Below are 18,426 nucleotides of genomic sequence, written 5' to 3' on the forward strand. Positions count from 1 at the left end.
AAATGCCTGCAGTGGGAAAGGCGGAAGGAAAGGAATACGCCCAACTTGCTACTCAGGCACATTAATGGTCCTGTGTACCGCAAAAAACGGCCCAGGGTTGTGCAAAATGCACTTTCCCGAGGCGGCTATCAGAGCCAGCCCAGTTCCAGGCCCACCAGCCAGCGGGGCATTTCCGGATATAGTTCTTTTTCAGCGCCCCGGTAGCTGTCGGAAAGGCGGTAGCGCAGCAGCAGCGCATAGCGCCCCGACCCGACCCGGGCACCCACTCCGTAGGGCCAGCGCGTCACATACGAAAGGCCCCGCTCGGTCACAACTGTTTTGCGCGTACCGTTGGTGCCGGGCCGGTCGGTGTAGGAATGGGACGAGCCGATAACGTAGCCGCCCCAGCCGCTGAGGTCCAGGTAGCGGCCAATGGCGTTACCCCGGCGACCCACGTTAAAGCGGGTAAATACTTCCGTCTGCAGCTGCTGCAGACTTAGGTTCTCGGTGCTGTGCTGCTGCGCGTTGGGAACCGTCTTGGCCGCGTTCTGTACCAGGGAATAGGTCAGCCAGTCGAGGCGTAGGTCGATGCCTACCGCCAGGGCCTGATGGAGGCGGACTTTGTTGCGGATTCCAACAAAAAAATCACCCGAAGCGCCGTAGCGCAACGCGGCGCCCGGGGCACTGGCCTCCCCGATCACGGGGGCATAGCCCAGGTACAGGTGGTTATAGTAGCCGCGGTTGGGCCCAAAGCCCGAGTAGAGCGTATCGGAGGCCACTTCGCTTTGCAGCAGCACCCGTTGAGCCAACGCCGTGGAAACCGGAAGGCCCGCCAGCACCAGGACTGTGAGGAGCAGCATCCTCATGGCACGAGGTAGCTAAGCATGGAGCCCCGAAACCACACCCGCACCAGGTCGCCGGACTGCAGGGTGCGAAGGGGAATCTGCACGACCACCCGCTGGCGCACTTCCCTTACCTCGTAGCGGCGCAGCACTCCTTCGGCGCTGGCCACGTGCCAGTACAGGTAGTCAGTCGGGCGGGGCAGCGGCGCGGCAGCGGCTTCGACGGGTGCCGGGCCCACAATGGCCTCGCGGCCCAGCTTGGGGGCCTTCAGTGCCTCGCCGGGCGTCAGGGCCGCTACGGAGTCGGTGAACATTGGCAGTGGAAAGCCGGGCAGAAAGGCGGCTTCAGGGCGGATGATAACCGACAACAGACTATCCTTTTTACTGAAGTCCACCTGCGGAGGGATTTTAGCCTGATGGGGGCTCATAAACACCGACGCCCGGGGCAGCCCGTACCCATGGGCGTAGTCGAAGTACGGGTAAAGTCCGCCGGCCTGCTGCAGCTGCTCAAACAGCTGCCGGACCGTCAGCTGCCGGTTCTGCTGCCAAGCGCAGGCGGCAAACCCGGCCATCAGCGGACTGGCAAACGACGTTCCCTGCACCTGCTCGTAGCCCCGGGGCGTGGCCGCCAGCACGGTGCCAAACGCCACTACGTTGGGCTTGAGGCGCCGGTCGGCGGTAGGGCCATAAGAGCTGAACTCGATGTGCAGGTAGGTATCCGGGTCGATGCCCCCGACGGCCAGCACCGAGTCGCCATCGGCGGGGGTTCCGATGGTCCGCCACTCGGCGTCGTCCCCGTCGTTGCCAGCGGCATTCACGACTAGAATACCCTTGCGCACGGCCATGCCGGCCGCGCGGGCCACCAGGCTGGAGCGGCCGTTCATCTGCTCGGGGAAATACCGGCGGTTGGTGTAGCCCAGGGAAGAGTTGATAATGTCGGCGCCGTTGCGGTCAGCCCATTCGGCGGCCGCCAGCCAGTCCTGCTCCTCCACATACACCTCGCGTAGCATCCGCTCGGTGCGGGCCAGCAAAAACTCCGCCTGCGGCGCCAGACCCAGTGGCGTTCCGTCGGGCAGGCGGCCGGCAATGCAGGACAGCACCTCCGTGCCATGCGAACCTCCCCCATAGACTGATTCGCGGTTCCGCACGAAGTCATGGGTGGCCACCACACGCTTGTCGCGGAAAAGGTGCTGAAAGGCAGGGTGCTTATCGGTGCCGTTAAAGCCCACATCGAAGATGGCGATGCGCAGGCCGTGGCCGTCAAGCCGGGCCTTTTGAAAGGCCTGCCCACCCAGGCTGGCCGTTTGCTGCCGGGCCAGATACCGCTCAGCGGCCGTCAGCGGCTCCGGGCTGCTCATCCGCACCGCCGGGTACTTGGCGGTCGGCAGCAGCACCAGGGGAGTCTGCGCTTCAACCCGCATCACGCCGGGCAGGCCGCGTAAAGCCCGCACCTGGGCCGGCGTAGCGCGGCAGCATACCGCGTTAAACCAGCGGCTCACGAACAGCACCGAGTCGGACGCCTGCTCAACCCCGCGTACATAGTCGGGCCGGACGGGAAAGTCGGTGCTGTCGGCGGCGGGCAGGTGCTGGCGGAGGCGCCGGGCCCGGGCCGGGGCACTAAAGTACTGGGCCGGCTCGAAGTGCATGCCGGCCTTATCGCGCAGATACACCCAATAGCGGGCGGTCGGTACGCTGGCCGTAGCCGCCGGGGCGGGTAGCGGAGCCGCTCCGGCAACGAGGCAAACCAGAACCAGGGGGCAGAACCGGAAAAGAGAAAGCAAACGGAACAAGGGCGGGCAGTTCAAAAGGGGGTGTAAGGTAGTAAAGCCACGCAAGGTTCAATGCAAAAGAAGCCTGAAACCCGTATAGCGCAACGCTCCATCCGTAGTGGCAGCGACACCCGACAAACGAAAATTACCGGCATCCGGACGTGCTAACATCCCTCGTCTGGCTGAACTGTCTGGTCAAAGCCGGTGCTCGGTGCTCCCGGCTTTTCTAGTGGGTAAGCAATGGAAAATCAGCCGCCGGCTGCCACTTCCGTCCGTCGTGCCGGTACAGGCGGAAGCTCACCACCGGAAAATCTGCCGCGTAGCGCCGCCCGGCAAACAGCTGGCGCAGGGCCGGAACCTGGTCGGCGGGCAGGTCGCGGGTGGCCAGGGTCATATGGGGCGTAAAGGGTCGTTTTTCGCGGGGGATGGCGGGCACACGCGCCGCGCACCAGCTACTGAGGGCCGCGTGAAATCCCTTTACCGGCTCAGTATCGACCACTTTTACAAACAGCGTACGGGTTCCAAACCAGCCAAAGTCGCGCAGCCCCACCGGGAAGGCTGCCTGCCCGGCGGCAAACTCCGCCAGAGCACCTACCACCTCTGCCTCGCCCGCCACGGGCAGGTGGCAGGGCGGAATCAGGGTGATGTGCGGGGGCAGGCGCACGGCGTTGCGGCTACCGGTAAGCTGGGCTACTTCCTGCTTATAGGTCCAGACTGCCGTGAAAACCGGCTCGGGCGGCAGCAGCGCCAGCAGGTAGAGGGCGGTGCCGGGTGGATTCATATTACAAACCGTATTTGCTGAGCAGATACACCAGGGCAGCCATACCGGCCCCACCCAGCTCCAGCTCCCGGCGGTGAACCTTGTCGAAGGTATCGGCCGCGGTGTGGTGGAGGTCGAAGTAGCGCTGGGAGTCGCCGTCAAAGCCAATCAGGGCCTTGGCCTGGTCTTTCAACGGCTCAATGTCGGTGCCGGCATGGCCCGCGTTTATTTCATCCACATGATACGGCGCGAGCAAAGGGCTCCACTCCCGGACCCGGGCCACGGTAGCGGCGGGAGCTTCCACGTTGAAGCCCCGGGGCGTGAACCCGCCCCCGTCCGACTCAATGGCCGCCAGGTGCTTTTCAGCCGCGGCTTTGGCCAGCTCGGCGTACTTATTGCCCCCGCGGACGCCGTTCTCCTCGTTCATAAACAGCACGGCCCGGACCGTGCGCTCGGGGCGCAGACCGGTGGCCTTTAGCAAACGTAAAACCTCCATGCTCTGCACGCAGCCGGTGCCGTCGTCGTGGGCACCCTGGCCTAGGTCCCAGGAGTCGAGGTGGCCGCCCACGGTGATGATTTCGTCGGGGTACTTGGTGCCTTTGATTTCGCCCACCACGTTGTAGGACTTGACCTCGGGCAACGTTTCGCAGGCCATTTCCAGCTCAAAGGTGAGCGTAGGATCGGCTTTGAGCAGGGCGCTGAGCTGGTCGGCGGCCAGGGTACTGAGGGCCGCGCCGGGTACCTTGGTCACTTTTTCGTCGTAGCGCATGGCGCCGGTGTGGGGGAAGTTGTCCTTGGCGCTGGTCATGCTGCGCACCAGGGCCCCGACGGCCCCGCGCTTGGCGGCTTCAATGGCGCCCCGTCCCCGCTGGTCCACGGCTTTGCCATAGGCCTGACCGGGCTCGATCAGCTGGTCTTCGAACGCCCGGTTGTAGAACACGAACTTGCCTTTCACCTTTTCCGCAGGCAGAGCGGCCAGCTCGGCCCAGCTTTTCACTTCCACTACCTGGGCCCGCATCTTGCCGCCGGTACCTACCGAGCCTCCCAGCGCGCACAGGGCCACGTCGACGCCCTTGCCCTTGGTGGAGCGGATCTGGCCTTTCTCCTTGGGCCCGCGCACCCAGTGGGGCACCATTACCTCCTGCAGGTACACCCGGTCCAGACCCAGCTTTTCCATCGTGACCTTGCCCCACTGCACGGCCTGCTCAGCCTGGGGCGAGCCGCTGAGCCGGGCCCCGATCTGGCCGGTAAGCTGGCGCAGATTCTCGTAGCTCTGCCCCCGCAGCAGGGCCTCGTCGTAGATTTTGCGGATGTTGATTGAGTCCGTTTTGGCCGTGGTCTGGGCCTGGGCCGAGAAAGTGAAGAAGCCAAGCCCGGCAAGCAGCAGACTGCGGCAAAGGATGGAGCGCATAAGGAGCGAAATTCGGAGAGAAAAACAGAAAACACCCGTCGGGGCGGCAGTACCCGGCTAAAGCCGGCGGGCTAAGGTAACAGGAATGGCCCCCAGGGCTGCTTACTTTCCCGCCGGTACCGCCGACGACGCCCCGTACCGACTCACTGACAGCACTTTGGCCGGTCCGCTTTCGGGCACCATTACCCGAAACAGGTAGTCATATTCATTATCCCTGATTTCCGGTACCGGCTTTCCGGCGCCAAAAGCCTCAATCAGGGGCAGGATGGTATTGGAATGCCCGACGATAACCACCGTCTTGTTCTGGAACCGCTGCCGGATCAGCTTGGCCACGTCCTCGGCCCGCTTGGGGTCGTAAATCTCGGGAGTAAGCTTGCGGGCCTCGGCCAGCGGCGTCACGGTTGCCTTGGTACGACGCGTGTCGGTGGTGAGGATGGCATGCACGGCGGCGCGGCGCAGGGTGTCGCGCAGGGCCAGGGCCCGCTGCTCGCCGGCCGGCGTGAGCAGCGGGTCGGCCAGGCCGGGCGTGAGGTCTTTTTCCGCGTGCCGTACCAGGTACACGATGGCCGAGGGTGGACCATACAACCCGCTGAAAAGCAGGCGGCAGTTGCCAAACAGCAGCAGGGCCAGCAAAGGCAGCAGAATCAGAAGCGGGCGGGCGGGCTTTCTCATCGGTAGTGGTTGCTTATTTTAAACTAAGGATCTGCTTGAGCTCGGCTTCGCTCACGGTGAGCAGACCAGCTTTCGGCAGCCGGGCAGTGAGGGTGCGCCAGTTCGGGTTCTTACGAAAGATGGGCCGCAGCAGCGCGAGTGCGGCGGGCACCTGCCGGTTGTTGGCCAGGGTGATGGCGTGCCAGTAGCGCATCTCCAGGTTGTCGGGAAAAAGGCGCTCGGCGGCCTGGTATTCCTGCACGGCCCGGGGCATGTCGCTTTTCTCGACGGCCAGGTCACCGGCATTCATATGGTCGTAGGCGCGGTGCAGGCGCAGCAGCCGAACCAGCTCCACCAGGGGCTCGGCATCGTCGTCTACCCGCAGGTCAATCAGCCGGTCGTCCCAGGGGGCGGCACTGCTTTTCGCGGCTACCACCAGCAGAGCCGCCGACTGCCGGCCGCGGATGTCGCCCCCGGCCTGCTGGGCGGCGTTGAGGGCCGCCAGCACCCGCTCGGCCAGGGGCTGCCCGGCGCTGTGCTCAAAGGCTTTGGCCATGGCGGGCCCCACGGCGGGGCTGAGCATCATGTTGGTCTGCACCGAGAATTCCTGGCCGGTGATGTGGCCGGCGTACTCGATGCACTTCTGCCCGGTGTGGGCGGCCACGTTGCCTTTCGCGTCCACGATACCCACCTGCCGCACCTCCCGGCCCTCGTCGGAAGCCAGCAGCTCGTCGAGGGTCTGCTGGGCGGTTTTGCCGCTCTTCAGCAATGCCAGGCCCCGGGGCCCGAACGACTTGTTCACGAAGCTCTGGGTGGCAATGACGCCCACGCCGGCCTCGCCCCAGGAAACCGCGGTGCCCACCGAAAACCAGTGGCTTTGCACGGCCACCGCCATTTCGCCGGTTTTCGGGTCGCGGGCCACGATGGAAAAGGTGTGGGCCAGCGGCTCTTTGGCAGCATATACCTGAGCCGGGGCCCGGAAGCCAAACACCAGAGCCGGCAGCAACAGCAACAGAAATCGAAAAGCAGGCATAGCAGAACGCACTACGGGAAAGATGAGCGGAAGATAGCGCCGGTAAAAAGTCCCGGCCCGGCCGAAACTTCGCACTCAGGATTTTTTGGCTTTACCTGCTTTTTCGGGTTTCAGGCTCAGGGTCCAGTTTTCGTTCATTTCCGAAAGCCCGTGCTGGGCCGTCAGGTCGAACTGGCAGGGCACGATGGAAATGTAGTTGTGGGCCAGCGCCCACTCGTCGGTGTCCTCGCCCTGGTCCAGGTTCACGAAAGAGCCGATCAGCCAGTAGTAGGGCCGCTTGTAGGGGTCGTAGCGGAGGTCGAATTTCTCTTCCCACTTGGCCCGGGCCTGCCGGCAGAGCCGCACGCCCTTTATTTCATGGGCCGACTTTTTGGGAATGTTCACGTTCAGGGCCGTACCCGCCGGGATACCGTTTTCCAGGGCCTGACGCACAATGTGCTCGATCCACTCCTCGACGTGGGAGAAGTCGGCATCGTGGCCGTACTCGCAGAGCGAGAAGCCGATAGCCGGCAGTCCTTCAATGGCTGCTTCAATAGCGGCCGACATGGTGCCGGAGTACAGCACGTTCACGGAAGCGTTGGAGCCGTGGTTGATGCCCGACACCACCAGGTCAGGGTGGCGGTCCTTGAGCACGTGGTGCTTGGCCAGCTTCACGCAGTCGGCGGGGGTACCGCTGCACTCGTAGGCTTCGAGGCCGGGGAAGGCGGTGCTGGGGTCGAGGCGCAGGGAAGAGCCAATGGTGATGGCGTGGCCCATGCCCGACTGGGGCGAGTTGGGCGCTACCACTACCACTTCGCCGATGCGGCGCATCACGCGCACCAGCGTAGCAATGCCGGGGGCCGTGATGCCGTCGTCGTTGGAAATCAGGATAAGCGGTTTGCGGGTTTTGGCGGTCACAGCTGCGGGGTTAGGGTAAGACAAGGCCGGGCAAAGGTACGCACGGCACGGGCTCCGCCGGGGAGCAGGACAGCGTATTACTTTTCCGGTAGCTGACCCGGCCGACTCGTTGCGTTTCGCGCTATTTACTGTACTTTGGCAACGTCGAGTTGCTTTTTATTTCTCCTACCCGTTCCGCACCTCCTGCGCAGATGGCTCTGTTTGAAAACCACTACCGCACCACCGACGCTGGTCTGCTGATCCTGCGCATTGGCATCGGCATTATGTTTACCCTGCACGGCTACCCCAAGCTGATGGGCGGCGTTGAGGTCTGGGAGCAGGTTGGAAGCGTGATGAAGCAGTTCGGGCTCGACTTCGCCCCTACCGTCTGGGGGTTTCTGGCCGCCTTTGCCGAGGCCGTGGGCGGGCAGCTGCTGGCCCTGGGCATGCTGTTCCGCGTGGCCTGTGCCCTGCTGCTGATTACGATGCTGGTCGCGCTGGCCTCGCACGTCGTGCAGGGCGACGACTTTACCTCCTACTCCCACTCCCTGGAATCGGCTATTCTGTTTCTAAGCCTGCTCTTCATTGGCCCCGGCCGCTACGCCCTCGACCAGGCCCTCTTTCCCACGCGGAGGAGGTTGTTCTGAGGGTTCGTTGTTAGTTGTTAGTTGTCCGTTGTTCGTTGTCAGTTAGTTGACAAAAGGATACGACGACAGATGAGAGTAGCCTTAGAAGAAGCAGGTGCTTCATGGTACCGGCTACAGCTCATTATCCATTTCCGAACAACTGACAACGAACAACTAAGAACGGACAACGAACGACCAAGGCCTAATCCCGATATTCCTGCCACCTTTGCCTATGCTTTCCTTCTGGCTGGCCGCGGCATTGGCGGCGCTTCCCCCTTTTGCGGCCCGCGACGACTGGCGCACTCCTTTTGAAAAAGGCGACGGCAACACCACGGCTACCTACGCCGAGTGCATCGCCTACTACCAGCGGCTCGACGCGGCCTACCCCGAAATAACCATGCGGGAGGCCGGCACCACCGACATCGGCCAGCCCCTGCACGAAGTCATCATCTCCCTCGACGGCGACGCCGAGCCCGCGTCGGTGCGGCAGAAAAACCGGCGGGTGGTGCTAATCCAGAATGGGATTCACCCCGGCGAACCCGAGGGCATCGACGCGAGCATGATGCTGGCCCGCGACTACGTGCAGAAAAAAGAGCTGCGCCGGCAGCTGGAAGACGTCACGCTCGTCATTATCCCGATCTACAACGTGGGCGGGGCGCTGAACCGCAACGCCACGACGCGCGCCAACCAGAATGGCCCGGCCGAGTACGGCTTCCGGGGCAACGCCCGTAACCTCGACCTGAACCGCGACTACGTCAAGCAGGATTCCCGCAACGCCCGCTCGTTTGCCCGGCTGTTTCGGAGCTGGCGCCCCGACGTGTTCGTCGACACCCACACCTCCGACGGCGCCGACTACCAGTACACGCTCACCCTGATTGCCACCCAGCCCGACAAGCTGAACCCGGCTTTGAGCCAGTACCTGAGCAAACGTTTCCTGCCGGCCCTGCACCAGGGCCTGGAAAAGCGCAAGCAGTTCATCACGCCTTACGTCGACTTTGAGGGCCGCACGCCCGACGCCCGGGGTCTGACCGGCTTTCTGGAAACGCCGCGCTACTCCAGCGGCTACGCGGCGCTGTTCAACACGCTGAGCTTTATCACGGAAACCCACATGCTCAAGGCCTACACCCCACGGGTGAAGGCCACCTACGACTTCCTGGACGTGCTGCTGCGCTTCGTGCACACCGACGGGGAGGCGCTGGCCCAGGCCCGGGCGCTGGCCGAGCAGAAGCTGAAAGACCAGACTTCGTTTCCGCTGGCCTGGAAGCTCGATACCACGGTGGTCAGCAAGATTCCGTTCCGGGGCTACGAGGGAAAGATGAAGCCCAGCGAAGTGAGTGGTCAGCCCCGGCTGTACTACGACCGCGCGGCGCCCTACGTGCGGCAGATCAACTATTACAACACGTTCCGGCCGGTGGCCGAAGCTACCCGCCCCGGAGCGTACCTGATTCCCCAGGCCTGGGCGGAGGTGGTGGAGCGCCTGCAAAATGCCGGCGTCCCGCTCAGCCGCCTTACCCGCGACACGACGCTGACGGCCGACACCTACTACATCCAGGACTACAAAACCGGCCAGCGCCCCTACGAGGGCCACTACGTGCACAGTGGCGTGGAACTGCGGTCAGTCACCCAGCCCCTGCCCTTCCGCCGCGGCGACTACGTGGCGTACCTGACCAACGAAGCCGCGCGCTACCTGGTGGAAGTGCTGGAGCCCCAGGGCACCGACTCGTTTTTCGCCTGGGGCTTCTTCGACAGCATCCTGCAGCAGAAAGAGTACTTCTCCGATTATGTATTCGAGGATATTGCCGCCGAGCTGCTTCGCCGCGACCCGCAGCTGCGCATCCGACTGGAACGGCTGAAAGCAGCCAACCCGGCCTTTGCCCAGAGCGGGGCCGCCCAGCTCGACTTCATGTACCGCCAGTCGCCCCACTACGAAAAGTCTCACCTCCGCTACCCCGTTGCCCGCTGGCAAGGCGGCCCACTCCCGGCGGAGAGGCTGTAACGCTGCGGAGGCGGTTAAGGTGTTGACAGGCTGATGAACAGCAGGACAGTCACTCCCTCCCTTGCAGCAGCTTTGCCAGCTATTAAGGCACTTGTAAAGCTCATCAAACCTTTATTCCATCTTCACCGCTGCTCATCAGCCCGTTTCTCACATTCAGCCCATCACCACATTAAAAAATGGTCCTCGAACTCAACCAGCTTTCCAAGTCGTACGGGCGCAACCAGGCGCTGCAGAACCTAAGCCTGGCGGTGGAGGCGGGCAGCGTGTACGGACTGCTGGGCCCCAACGGCAGTGGCAAGACCACTACGCTGGGACTGGCGCTGGGCGTACTGCGGGCCAGTGGCGGCACCGTGAAGTGGTTCGGATCTGAGCCCACGGCTGCTACCCGGCGCCGCATCGGGGCATTGCTGGAAACGCCCAACTTCTTTCCCTACCTGACGGCGCGCCAGAACCTGGTGCTCACGGCCGAAACCAAGCGCATCGGCACCGGCAGCGTGGCGGCGGTGCTCGACACCGTGGGCCTGGGCACCCGGCAGCACGAGCCCATCAAAGGGTTTTCCCTCGGCATGAAGCAGCGCCTGGCCATTGGCGCGGCCCTGCTGGGTCAGCCCGAGGTGCTGGTGCTCGACGAGCCCACCAACGGCCTCGACCCCCAGGGCATTGCCGAAGTGCGGGACCTGGTGCAGCGCCTGGCCGGGGAAGGGCGCACCATCATCCTGGCCAGCCACCTGCTCGACGAAATCGAAAAGGTCTGCACCCACGTGGCGGTTTTGCAAAAGGGCCAGCTGCGCACGGCCGGCCCCGTCAACTCAATTCTCAACGCGGCCGACCGCGTCGTGGTGCGGTTGGCAGCGGGAGTGCCCGCCGCCAAGCTTCAGCAGGCCCTGAGCGCCCTGCCGGCGGTACACGACGTGAAGCCCGAAACGAACGGCGCGGTGAGTATGCAGCTGGCCGCGGACTTTGGTCCTGCCGACCTCAACCGCGCCCTGTTCGACCAGGGCCTCGTGCTGGCCAGCCTCGAAGTGCGCCACCGCAGCCTCGAAGCCCAGTTCCTGGAACTGACGAAGTGAGTGTTGATTGATGTTAAATAAGAAAGTCAGGCCAACCCTTGCTTACTATGCTCTGAAGTCTTTCCCTCCGACAGGACTTAGAATTTTCCGCGTCACAAACAACCAATAACAATTAGCAATCAACATCTAACAATCAACCATTCACCCTTCATGCTTCAGCTCGAACTTCGCAAACTCCTGCCCTACCGCACCGTGTGGGTGATTCTGCTGCTGCACGCGGCTTTGCTGGTTTTGTTTGTGTCGGTGGGCGGGGGCGTGGTCATCAACGGGCAGAAGATAGGCTCGTCGCTGTACGCCTTCCCGGGGCTCTGGAAAAACCTGTCCTACGTCGCCAGTTACTTCAACCTGCTGCCGGGTATCCTGCTGATCATCCTGATTACCGACGAATACCAGTTCCGCACCTTTCGCCAGCAGGTCATCAACGGCTCATCGGCGGCCGAGCTGGTTCAGGGCAAGCTGCTGGTGGCAGTGCTGCTGAGCTTATTTGCCGTGCTGGCGGTGCTGGCCACCGGCCTGTTCTTCGGCCTGACCAAAGCCCCCGAAACCGCCGGCCAGGCCACAACCGGCCTGCAGGCGGTGCTGCTTTACGCCGTACAGACCCAGGGGTATTTTGCATTAGCCGCCCTGCTGGGCTTTCTGATTCGGAAAAGCGGCCCGGCCATCCTGGTATTTCTGCTGTACGCCTGGATGGTGGAGCCCGTCCTGCGCTATCCCACGCCCGACGACATCGACCGGTACTTCCCAACCAAAGTTTTAAGCAGCCTTACGCCCCTGCCCAACGAGGAAGTTATGGCCACTATGACCGGCTCCACCGGTGCCCTGCTGCCGGGCGAGGCCGTACCCTTTGCCCTCGCCTACGCGGCCCTGTTCTGGCTGCTGAGCTACCTGCTGCTCCGCAACCGGGACCTGTAGCGGGCGGCAGCTACTTAGCCGGCTGCGCGGCGTGCAGATTGGCAAACGTCACGATGAGCACCAGGGCCCGGGGGTCGGAGTAGCGAAGCCGGCGGTGCTTGACAAACTCCTGAATCGGCCCGGCCTGGGCGCTGAAATACGACAGCACGTCTTTTTTGCGCGGGCGCAGGCGCATCACTTCCCCATTGGGACGGGCCAGGAAGTACATCTCGTACCCCAGCAGCCCCGGCCGCAGACGACGCAGCAAAAGCACCGGCCCATTGGTGAGCTGCTCGAAAAAGCAGGGCGCCTGCGGGCTCCCGGCTCCACCGCTCCAGAGCAGGGTGCGGTACGTCCGGATTTTCTGGATGGGCAGCACCTGGGCCCGGCGCCAGTCGGGCATGCCGTGGGTGGGGTCGTACTGATGAAACTGCCCGCTCCGGCCGCGCCCAATCGACGTAGGCGGCCGAAACCGGTTATCGACGCCGGTCAGGTAGTGGTCCGAGGCGCCGTACACCACGGGCATCTGCACCTGCAAACCGGCGAAAATGCGCACCTGGGCGGCGGAAAGCGCCACAACCTGCTTGTTGGCCTGCACCACGCACACCACGTCCTGCTGGGGATAGTAGGTAAGCGGGCCCCGGACCGTGTCGCCGGAAGCCAGCAGCACCGCGCCAAACTTGAACAGCTCTTTGCCCAGCTCGGGGTTCTGGGCCGGGGCGACAAGGGGCCGGCCCAGCAGGCAAAGGCCCGTCAGTCCGACTTTCATCCACTCCCGCGTAATCAGGGCCATTTTTTATTGTCACCGGCAGTTAATGGCCGGCATACTTAAACGTAGGCTTTTTGTAGCTGATAGTCAAGCCGCTAAGACCGTTTATTTGGGCGTGCTGAGGGAGTTGGCATAGTTTACCAGCAGCGCCAGCTCCCCGGCATCGGTGTAGCTGAGCTTCCGCTCCCGGGCATACTGCTCGATCTGCCGGCCCAGGGAGCCAAAGGCAGCGGGCAGGTCTTTCTTCGGATTGCGCAGGGGCAGCACCGCGCCGGTGGGCGTGGCCAGATAAAACTTGTCCTGAATGTCGGAATACGTGCTGGACATGCCGCCGTTCATACCGTAGGGCCCGTAGCCGTAGGGAGAACTTCGGGTAACCAGCACTTCCCGGCGCAGCAGTACCCGGGGGCCACTGCTCAGCTGCTCGAAAAAGGCCGGGGACCGGAAGTCACTGTAGTCGTTGTCGTGGTTCCAGAGGTAGGTGCGAAACACCCGCACCCGCGCCGGGTTGACGGGCTCGGCCCGCACTAAGGCCCGGAACGAGCCAATGGTGGGTTCCTGCTCGCCCTGCACGGCAAAGCTTTGCACCGCCACCGCCGACAGCGTGCTCATCGTCTGATCGGGCAATACGATCCGCACGATATCCTGGGCCAGGTAGAAATCCAGGGGGCCGTGCAGGGTGTCGCCGGAAGCCAGCAGCACGGTACTACTCTCAAACCGGCGAATGATGCCGGGCTGCTGGGCCCGTACGCCCCCCGGACACAGGCCCAGAAACGCCCCGGCCAGGGCCAGCAAGCTTTTTTTCATAGCAGAAACACCACTCTTCATAAGTAACGCGTTGCGGATCCGGTTGGGGGTCGTACGCTGATAACCCCAATGAAACCCTTGAGGTTTCCGGCCACAGGGCATTCCCGGGTTGGCCTGCCGGCCCACCGAACCAAGCCACCGGAGCCACTGAAAAGCCCCGACCAGATGGGCCGGGGCTTTCACGGTAAAACGAAATACGTTCAGGAGCAGCTAGCTGGCCGCGCCGGCGTCGGCTGGGGCAACGGGTCGGAGCTTGCTCAGGATGGTGTGGCCGAGCTTGTCGCGCTTGGTGGTCAGGTAGCGCTGGTTGTGCTTGTTGGGAGCAATTTCAATGGCCACGGTTTCCACAATCTCCAGCCCGTAGCCAATCAGGCCGGTGCGCTTGCGGGGGTTGTTGGTGAGCAGGCGCATCTTGCTGATTCCGAGCTCCCGCAGAATCTGGGCGCCCACGCCGTAGTCACGCTCATCCATCTGGAAGCCGAGCTCGAGGTTGGCTTCCACGGTGTCGCGGCCCTGCTCCTGCAGCTTATAGGCCCGCAGCTTGTTGAGCAGCCCGATGCCCCGGCCTTCCTGGTTCATGTACACAATCACGCCCCGGCCTTCCTTTTCCACGTGCTCCATGGCACGGTGCAGCTGGGGGCCGCAGTCGCAGCGGCAGGAGCCGAAGATGTCGCCGGTCACGCAGGAGGAGTGTACCCGCACCAGCACCGGCTCGTCGCCGGAGATGTCGCCTTTTACCAGCGCCAGGTGCTGCACGTCGTTGCTGCGCTGGGTGAAGGCCACCAACTCAAAGTCGCCGTATTCGGTGGGCATCTGCACCGAGATTTCGCGCTCGATCAGGCTTTCCTTCTGCAGGCGGTATTTGATCAGGTCCTGCACCGAAATCAGCTTCAGGTCCCATTTCCTAGCTACTTCCTCCAGGTCGGGCAGGCGGGCCATTTCCCCGTCGTCCTTCAGAATCTCGACCAGCACGCCGGCGGGCTCGAAGCCGGCCAGGCGGGCCAGGTCTACGGCCGCCTCGGTGTGCCCAGCGCGGCGCAGCACGCCTTCCTTGCGGGCCTTCAGCGGAAAGATATGGCCGGGCTTGCCCAGGTCCTCGGGCTTGGTGGCCGGGTCAATCAGCGCCTGGATGGTTTTGGAACGGTCGGAGGCCGAGATGCCCGTGGTTACGCCGTTGATGAGCAGGTCCACCGACACGGTAAAGGGCGTGGCGTGCAGGGCCGTGTTGCGGCCCACCATCAGCTCCAGCCCCAGCTCTTCGCAGCGGGCCTCGGTGATGGGCGCACAGACCAGGCCGCGGCCGTGGGTGGCCATAAAATTGATAATCTCGGGAGTGGCGCTGCGGGCGGCGCAGATAAAGTCGCCTTCGTTTTCGCGGTCTTCGTCGTCAACGACAATCACAACTTTGCCGGCGCGGATATCGGCAATTGCGTCTTCAATGGAATCAAGCATGGTGGGGAGCAGCGTTGGTGCTGCCGTATCGGGTACAACCCTGAAGGGCGGGGCGAAGTTACGGGCCCGCCGGGGAATGTGGGCGGAAGCGGCGCTTGCCGGCGGCAAAGCAGCACGAAGCCTCTGCTCCGCGCCCCACCTGAATTACTGAAGCGCTGTTTATGCCGGATCACCAAACAGCCCCTCCAGCCGATGGGTGGAGGCTTCCCAGTCGAAGTTGTGGCGCACGAACTCCTGCCCCCGGGCGGCCAGAGCAGCGGCGAAGTCGGTTTCGGCAAGCAGGTGGCTGATCTGCCCGGCCAGGGCCGCGGCGGTTTCCGCGACCAGCAGGTCGGTGTCCGGGCGGCCGCGCAGGGCGTTGTTAGCCAGGGACGTCGTTACGGAGGGCAGGCGCATAGCCATGGCCTCGAGCAGCTTGTTCTGCAGGCCGGTGCCCAGGCGCATCGGCGCCACAAACACCCGGGCCGAGGCGTAGGCGGTGCGAATATCGTCGAGCCAGCCGCTGACAACCACCGACTCGGAGGCCAGCTGCTGCACCCGGGGCGCGGGCGTGGTGCCGGCAATCAGCAAACGGGCCCGCGGGTGCTGCTGCCGGACCAGGGGCATAATTTCCTCGGCCAGAAACACGGCGGCGTCCACGTTCGGGTGGTAGCTCATGTTGCCGCAGAACAGCACCTCGTACTCCTTGGCCTGGTTTAACGGCCGGAAATAGTCGGTGTCGATGCCGTTGAGTACTACCTGGATTTCGTCGCGGCGGGGATGATCGATGAGCTGCCGGTCCTGATCGGAGATGATGGTATGGGCCCGGAACCAGCCAAACACCCCGGCCTCGTAGGCGCGCAAGCGGCGGGCTTCGAGGCTGAGGACGGGGCGCTGCCAGCCCGGGGCATTTCCGGCCCGGCGGGCCATGCCTTTCGAAAACACGTCCATGTAGTCGAGCGTCATGGCCGGCTGCTTGACGGCCCGCAGGTACTCCGCCATTCGGATCAGCTGGCAGTAGATGTGCTCGGGTTGAAACTCCTGACACACCGTATCGAAGCGGCGCTGGGCGGCGGCATCGTGGAAGTAGCCCACTTGCAAAGGCAGGCCGGTGGCCAGGGCCCGGACCATGTTGCGGGCAATGGCGGGGCGGCGCAGGCGGTGCACGTGCAGGCCACCCCGGCACAGGGGCTGCACGGCGGCATACGCGCCGGCCGACACGTCCTCATCCGTTAGGGCAAACAGGCAAACCTCATGCTGCCGGGACAGGTGGCGCAGCTGGTGAAACGCACGCAGCTTGTCGCCCTTGTCGAGCGGGTAGGGAAAGCGGGAAAGCAGTACCAGCAGCCTCATATGGTGGGGTTTTCAGGTTTCCGCTGGTCGAGCAGGACCTGGTACAGACTTTCAAACCGCTCTACGACGCGGCGGTTGTCGTAGAGGCCGGCGGCCGTGCGGGCGGCCTCCGCCCCTATCGTCGCCACTGGCACTGCGCCCCGGTACCAGGCCCGCAGGGCATCAAGCCATTCGGCGGCAGTGGTGCGCAAAAGCATATCGTGGCCGTCGCGCACGGCAATGCCCTCGGCCCCGATGGGCGTACTCAGAATGGCTTTGCCCAGGGCCATGCCCTCAATAATCTTGATGCGCATCCCGCCCCCGCTCAATAAAGGCACCAGCATCAGCTCATACTGCTGCATAAACGCCGCGGCCGAGTCCACGAAGCCGTGCACGAATACGTTGTCGGTGCGGGGCCGGAGCAGTTCCTCGGGCGTGCCGCTGCCGGCCACATGCAGCTCCACGTCGGGCATCTCGGCGTGTACCGTGGGCCAGATTTCGCGCAGCAACCATTCCAGGGCCTCCAGGTTGGGCAGCCAGTTCAGGGAGCCAATCACGAGCAGCGTGCGGGGCTTGGATTTTATCGACGGGTCCACCGAAAACCGCGTCAGCTCCACCCCGGCGGGCACGAACACCACCGGCTCGGGGCAGCCCAGGGCGCGCAGCCGAACGGCGTCGTCCTCGGTAATAGCGGCCACGGCGTCGAACTGCGGCAGGTAGCGCCGCTCAAACTGCTCGAGGCGGGCGGCCATGTTGCGCAGATATACGCGCTTGAGCGGATTGCCGGCCCGGGCGGCCAGCATCTGCCAGATGGTGTACTCCACGTTGTGAGCGCGCAAAACCAGGGGCGGCACTTGTAAGCCGGCGCTTTTTTGGAGGCCCAGCTGCTCGGCGTACCAGGCCACGAAGGTGCCTTCGAGCTGTACGATGTCGACCGTGCCGGTGCGCAGAATCTCCAGCAGCCTCTCCCCGACCGGCTCACTGATAAACCGCTCCACGTTGTAGGGCCGGCGACTCAGCAGCAGGTTCTTCAGTGCTTTAACCGGCGACAAATCCGTGTTAACGTCCACCGTGACCAGGCGCACGTTCCGGCCCAGGTGGTCGAGGGCGGTGGCGGGCTGGCGGTGCTTGGGCGTGTTGAGGGCCAGCACCGTAACCAGGTGCCCGGCCCGGGCCAGGCCGGCGGCCACGTCGTACATGGCAATAGCCCCGCCATCGTGGGGCGGATACGGAACGCGCGGACAAACCTGAAGAATGTGCAAAGCAACGGGGCGGCGGGCCGGAAAGGCAGCCCACCGGGGGGCAAAGCTACGAAGAACCTGGGGCGGGGAGGTAGTGAAAGGGCGAGTTTGCTGTTCTGCCGGCAGCCGGCGGCGCTGAACAGGAATGGAAACCGAGCGGTTAACTCTCAGCGCTGCTCCCGCTAAGCCAGCCCGCTCCGGCGGGTCTGCCTAGCGGTGTTTCCCCTTGTGGGAGCTGCCATCCGGGGCTTCCGGCAGCGGCGGTACGTCGGCGCAGGTAGCGGGCTGCGGGTACGGGAAGCACACCTGCCGCGCATTCACGTTCATCAGCCGGAACGTGCGGAGCCGCTCGTAGCCCGGCGCGAGGGATACGGTAACCCTGCCGCCGTGGCAGGCCAGCAGGGCCAGCCCCCGGTGGGTGACGATGGCCAGCGTATCGGGCTTGTGGTGCAGGAGCCTGGAGCGGTCCAGGCGGCGGCCGGTAAAGTAAAATTCCTCGTTGGCTGCCACCGGGGTAACGGCGGGAATCCGCACACTGTCGGCGAGCACCCCGGCGCGGTAGATCTGCAGGTATACGTCCGGCGCATCGGTTGTTTCCGGGATCTTTACCGCTGGACTTCCCCCGATGCCGGTTCCAATCCTGATCAGAGTGGTGGGGTCGGCCGTCGCTACATAGACGGTGCCCGTCAGGCGGTTTACGTCAAACGAGTACAGCACTTTGCCCGTCCCGGTTTCGGCCACCCGGACGCAGCCCCGGGTCCGGTTGGTGCAGAACTGCGGAATCGAAAGCACTTCGTGCCGGCCGCTTAGCGAGCGGGTCCTGATCACGAAGTTGTCGTTGAAGCGCGGGCTGTGGGCCGGCAGCACCAGCTGCGCAGCCAGCGCCAAGCCAACGAGTAGCAAAGTTTTCATACGCTCGGAGGTTTACTGCTAAGCCAGCAC

Annotated in this window: 17 protein-coding genes; 4 read left to right on the plus strand and 13 right to left on the minus strand. The window is 63.9% G+C overall.

The annotated features are described in order from the left end of the window. Positions 1 to 128: 128 nt before the first annotated feature. The 7 genes from LJY25_RS00940 to surE form a co-directional block, all read right to left on the minus strand. Complete coding sequence (locus tag LJY25_RS00940; RefSeq protein WP_227606342.1) at positions 129 to 845, minus strand: hypothetical protein; 717 nt, start codon at positions 843 to 845, stop codon at positions 129 to 131. Next, positions 842 to 2,602: a S8 family serine peptidase gene (locus tag LJY25_RS00945; protein WP_227606343.1), complete on the minus strand. Its 1,761-nt coding sequence runs from the start codon at positions 2,600 to 2,602 to the stop codon at positions 842 to 844. The genes LJY25_RS00940 and LJY25_RS00945 overlap by 4 nt, the downstream gene beginning before the upstream one ends. Positions 2,603 to 2,816: 214 nt before the next feature. Beyond that, a complete protein-coding gene (locus LJY25_RS00950) occupies positions 2,817 to 3,371 on the minus strand; it encodes a 2'-5' RNA ligase family protein (protein WP_227606344.1) in 555 nt (184 codons plus the stop codon). A 1-nt stretch (position 3,372) separates the two neighbouring features. Next, complete coding sequence (locus tag LJY25_RS00955; protein WP_227606345.1) at positions 3,373 to 4,761, minus strand: M20/M25/M40 family metallo-hydrolase; 1,389 nt, start codon at positions 4,759 to 4,761, stop codon at positions 3,373 to 3,375. A gap of 102 nt (positions 4,762 to 4,863) precedes the next feature. Further along, positions 4,864 to 5,433: a SixA phosphatase family protein gene (locus tag LJY25_RS00960; RefSeq protein ID WP_227606346.1), complete on the minus strand. Its 570-nt coding sequence runs from the start codon at positions 5,431 to 5,433 to the stop codon at positions 4,864 to 4,866. 13 nt (positions 5,434 to 5,446) lie between these two features. Further along, positions 5,447 to 6,445, minus strand: a complete 999-nt coding sequence (locus LJY25_RS00965; protein WP_227606347.1) for a DUF1028 domain-containing protein — start codon at positions 6,443 to 6,445, stop codon at positions 5,447 to 5,449. Positions 6,446 to 6,520: 75 nt separating this feature from the next. Then, positions 6,521 to 7,342 (minus strand): 5'/3'-nucleotidase SurE, encoded by an 822-nt coding sequence (gene surE, locus LJY25_RS00970; RefSeq protein WP_227606348.1) that lies wholly within the window; start codon positions 7,340 to 7,342, stop codon positions 6,521 to 6,523. A gap of 191 nt (positions 7,343 to 7,533) precedes the next feature. Between surE and LJY25_RS00975 the strand changes: the two genes are divergently transcribed. The 4 genes from LJY25_RS00975 to LJY25_RS00990 all read left to right on the plus strand — a co-directional run bounded on the left by LJY25_RS00975 (position 7,534) and on the right by LJY25_RS00990 (position 11,925). Continuing rightward, positions 7,534 to 7,968 (plus strand): DoxX family protein, encoded by a 435-nt coding sequence (locus LJY25_RS00975; RefSeq protein WP_227606349.1) that lies wholly within the window; start codon positions 7,534 to 7,536, stop codon positions 7,966 to 7,968. A 211-nt stretch (positions 7,969 to 8,179) separates the two neighbouring features. After that, positions 8,180 to 9,943 (plus strand): M14 family metallopeptidase, encoded by a 1,764-nt coding sequence (locus tag LJY25_RS00980; RefSeq protein WP_227606350.1) that lies wholly within the window; start codon positions 8,180 to 8,182, stop codon positions 9,941 to 9,943. Positions 9,944 to 10,119: 176 nt separating this feature from the next. Continuing rightward, complete coding sequence (locus LJY25_RS00985; protein WP_227606351.1) at positions 10,120 to 11,013, plus strand: ABC transporter ATP-binding protein; 894 nt, start codon at positions 10,120 to 10,122, stop codon at positions 11,011 to 11,013. Between the two features lie 150 nt (positions 11,014 to 11,163). Next, positions 11,164 to 11,925 (plus strand): ABC transporter permease, encoded by a 762-nt coding sequence (locus LJY25_RS00990; RefSeq protein WP_227606352.1) that lies wholly within the window; start codon positions 11,164 to 11,166, stop codon positions 11,923 to 11,925. A gap of 10 nt (positions 11,926 to 11,935) precedes the next feature. On the opposite strand, the gene LJY25_RS00995 is transcribed toward LJY25_RS00990, so the two are convergent. From LJY25_RS00995 to LJY25_RS01020, 6 genes are all read right to left on the minus strand, one after another. Continuing rightward, positions 11,936 to 12,697: a hypothetical protein gene (locus tag LJY25_RS00995; protein ID WP_227606353.1), complete on the minus strand. Its 762-nt coding sequence runs from the start codon at positions 12,695 to 12,697 to the stop codon at positions 11,936 to 11,938. Positions 12,698 to 12,778: 81 nt separating this feature from the next. Next, positions 12,779 to 13,480: a hypothetical protein gene (locus LJY25_RS01000; RefSeq protein ID WP_227606354.1), complete on the minus strand. Its 702-nt coding sequence runs from the start codon at positions 13,478 to 13,480 to the stop codon at positions 12,779 to 12,781. Positions 13,481 to 13,690: 210 nt separating this feature from the next. Beyond that, on the minus strand, positions 13,691 to 14,932 hold the full coding sequence (locus LJY25_RS01005) for a bifunctional 3,4-dihydroxy-2-butanone-4-phosphate synthase/GTP cyclohydrolase II (protein WP_227606355.1): 1,242 nt from the start codon (positions 14,930 to 14,932) through the stop codon (positions 13,691 to 13,693). Positions 14,933 to 15,091: 159 nt separating this feature from the next. Then, positions 15,092 to 16,264: a glycosyltransferase gene (locus tag LJY25_RS01010; protein ID WP_227606356.1), complete on the minus strand. Its 1,173-nt coding sequence runs from the start codon at positions 16,262 to 16,264 to the stop codon at positions 15,092 to 15,094. Continuing rightward, on the minus strand, positions 16,261 to 17,505 hold the full coding sequence (locus tag LJY25_RS01015; RefSeq protein ID WP_227606357.1) for a glycosyltransferase family 4 protein: 1,245 nt from the start codon (positions 17,503 to 17,505) through the stop codon (positions 16,261 to 16,263). Before LJY25_RS01015 ends, LJY25_RS01010 begins: the two co-directional genes overlap by 4 nt. 189 nt (positions 17,506 to 17,694) lie before the next feature. After that, positions 17,695 to 18,396: a hypothetical protein gene (locus tag LJY25_RS01020; RefSeq protein WP_227606358.1), complete on the minus strand. Its 702-nt coding sequence runs from the start codon at positions 18,394 to 18,396 to the stop codon at positions 17,695 to 17,697. Positions 18,397 to 18,426 lie beyond the last annotated feature (30 nt).

The organism is Hymenobacter translucens (assembly GCF_020685205.1).
Classification (GTDB): domain Bacteria; phylum Bacteroidota; class Bacteroidia; order Cytophagales; family Hymenobacteraceae; genus Hymenobacter; species Hymenobacter translucens.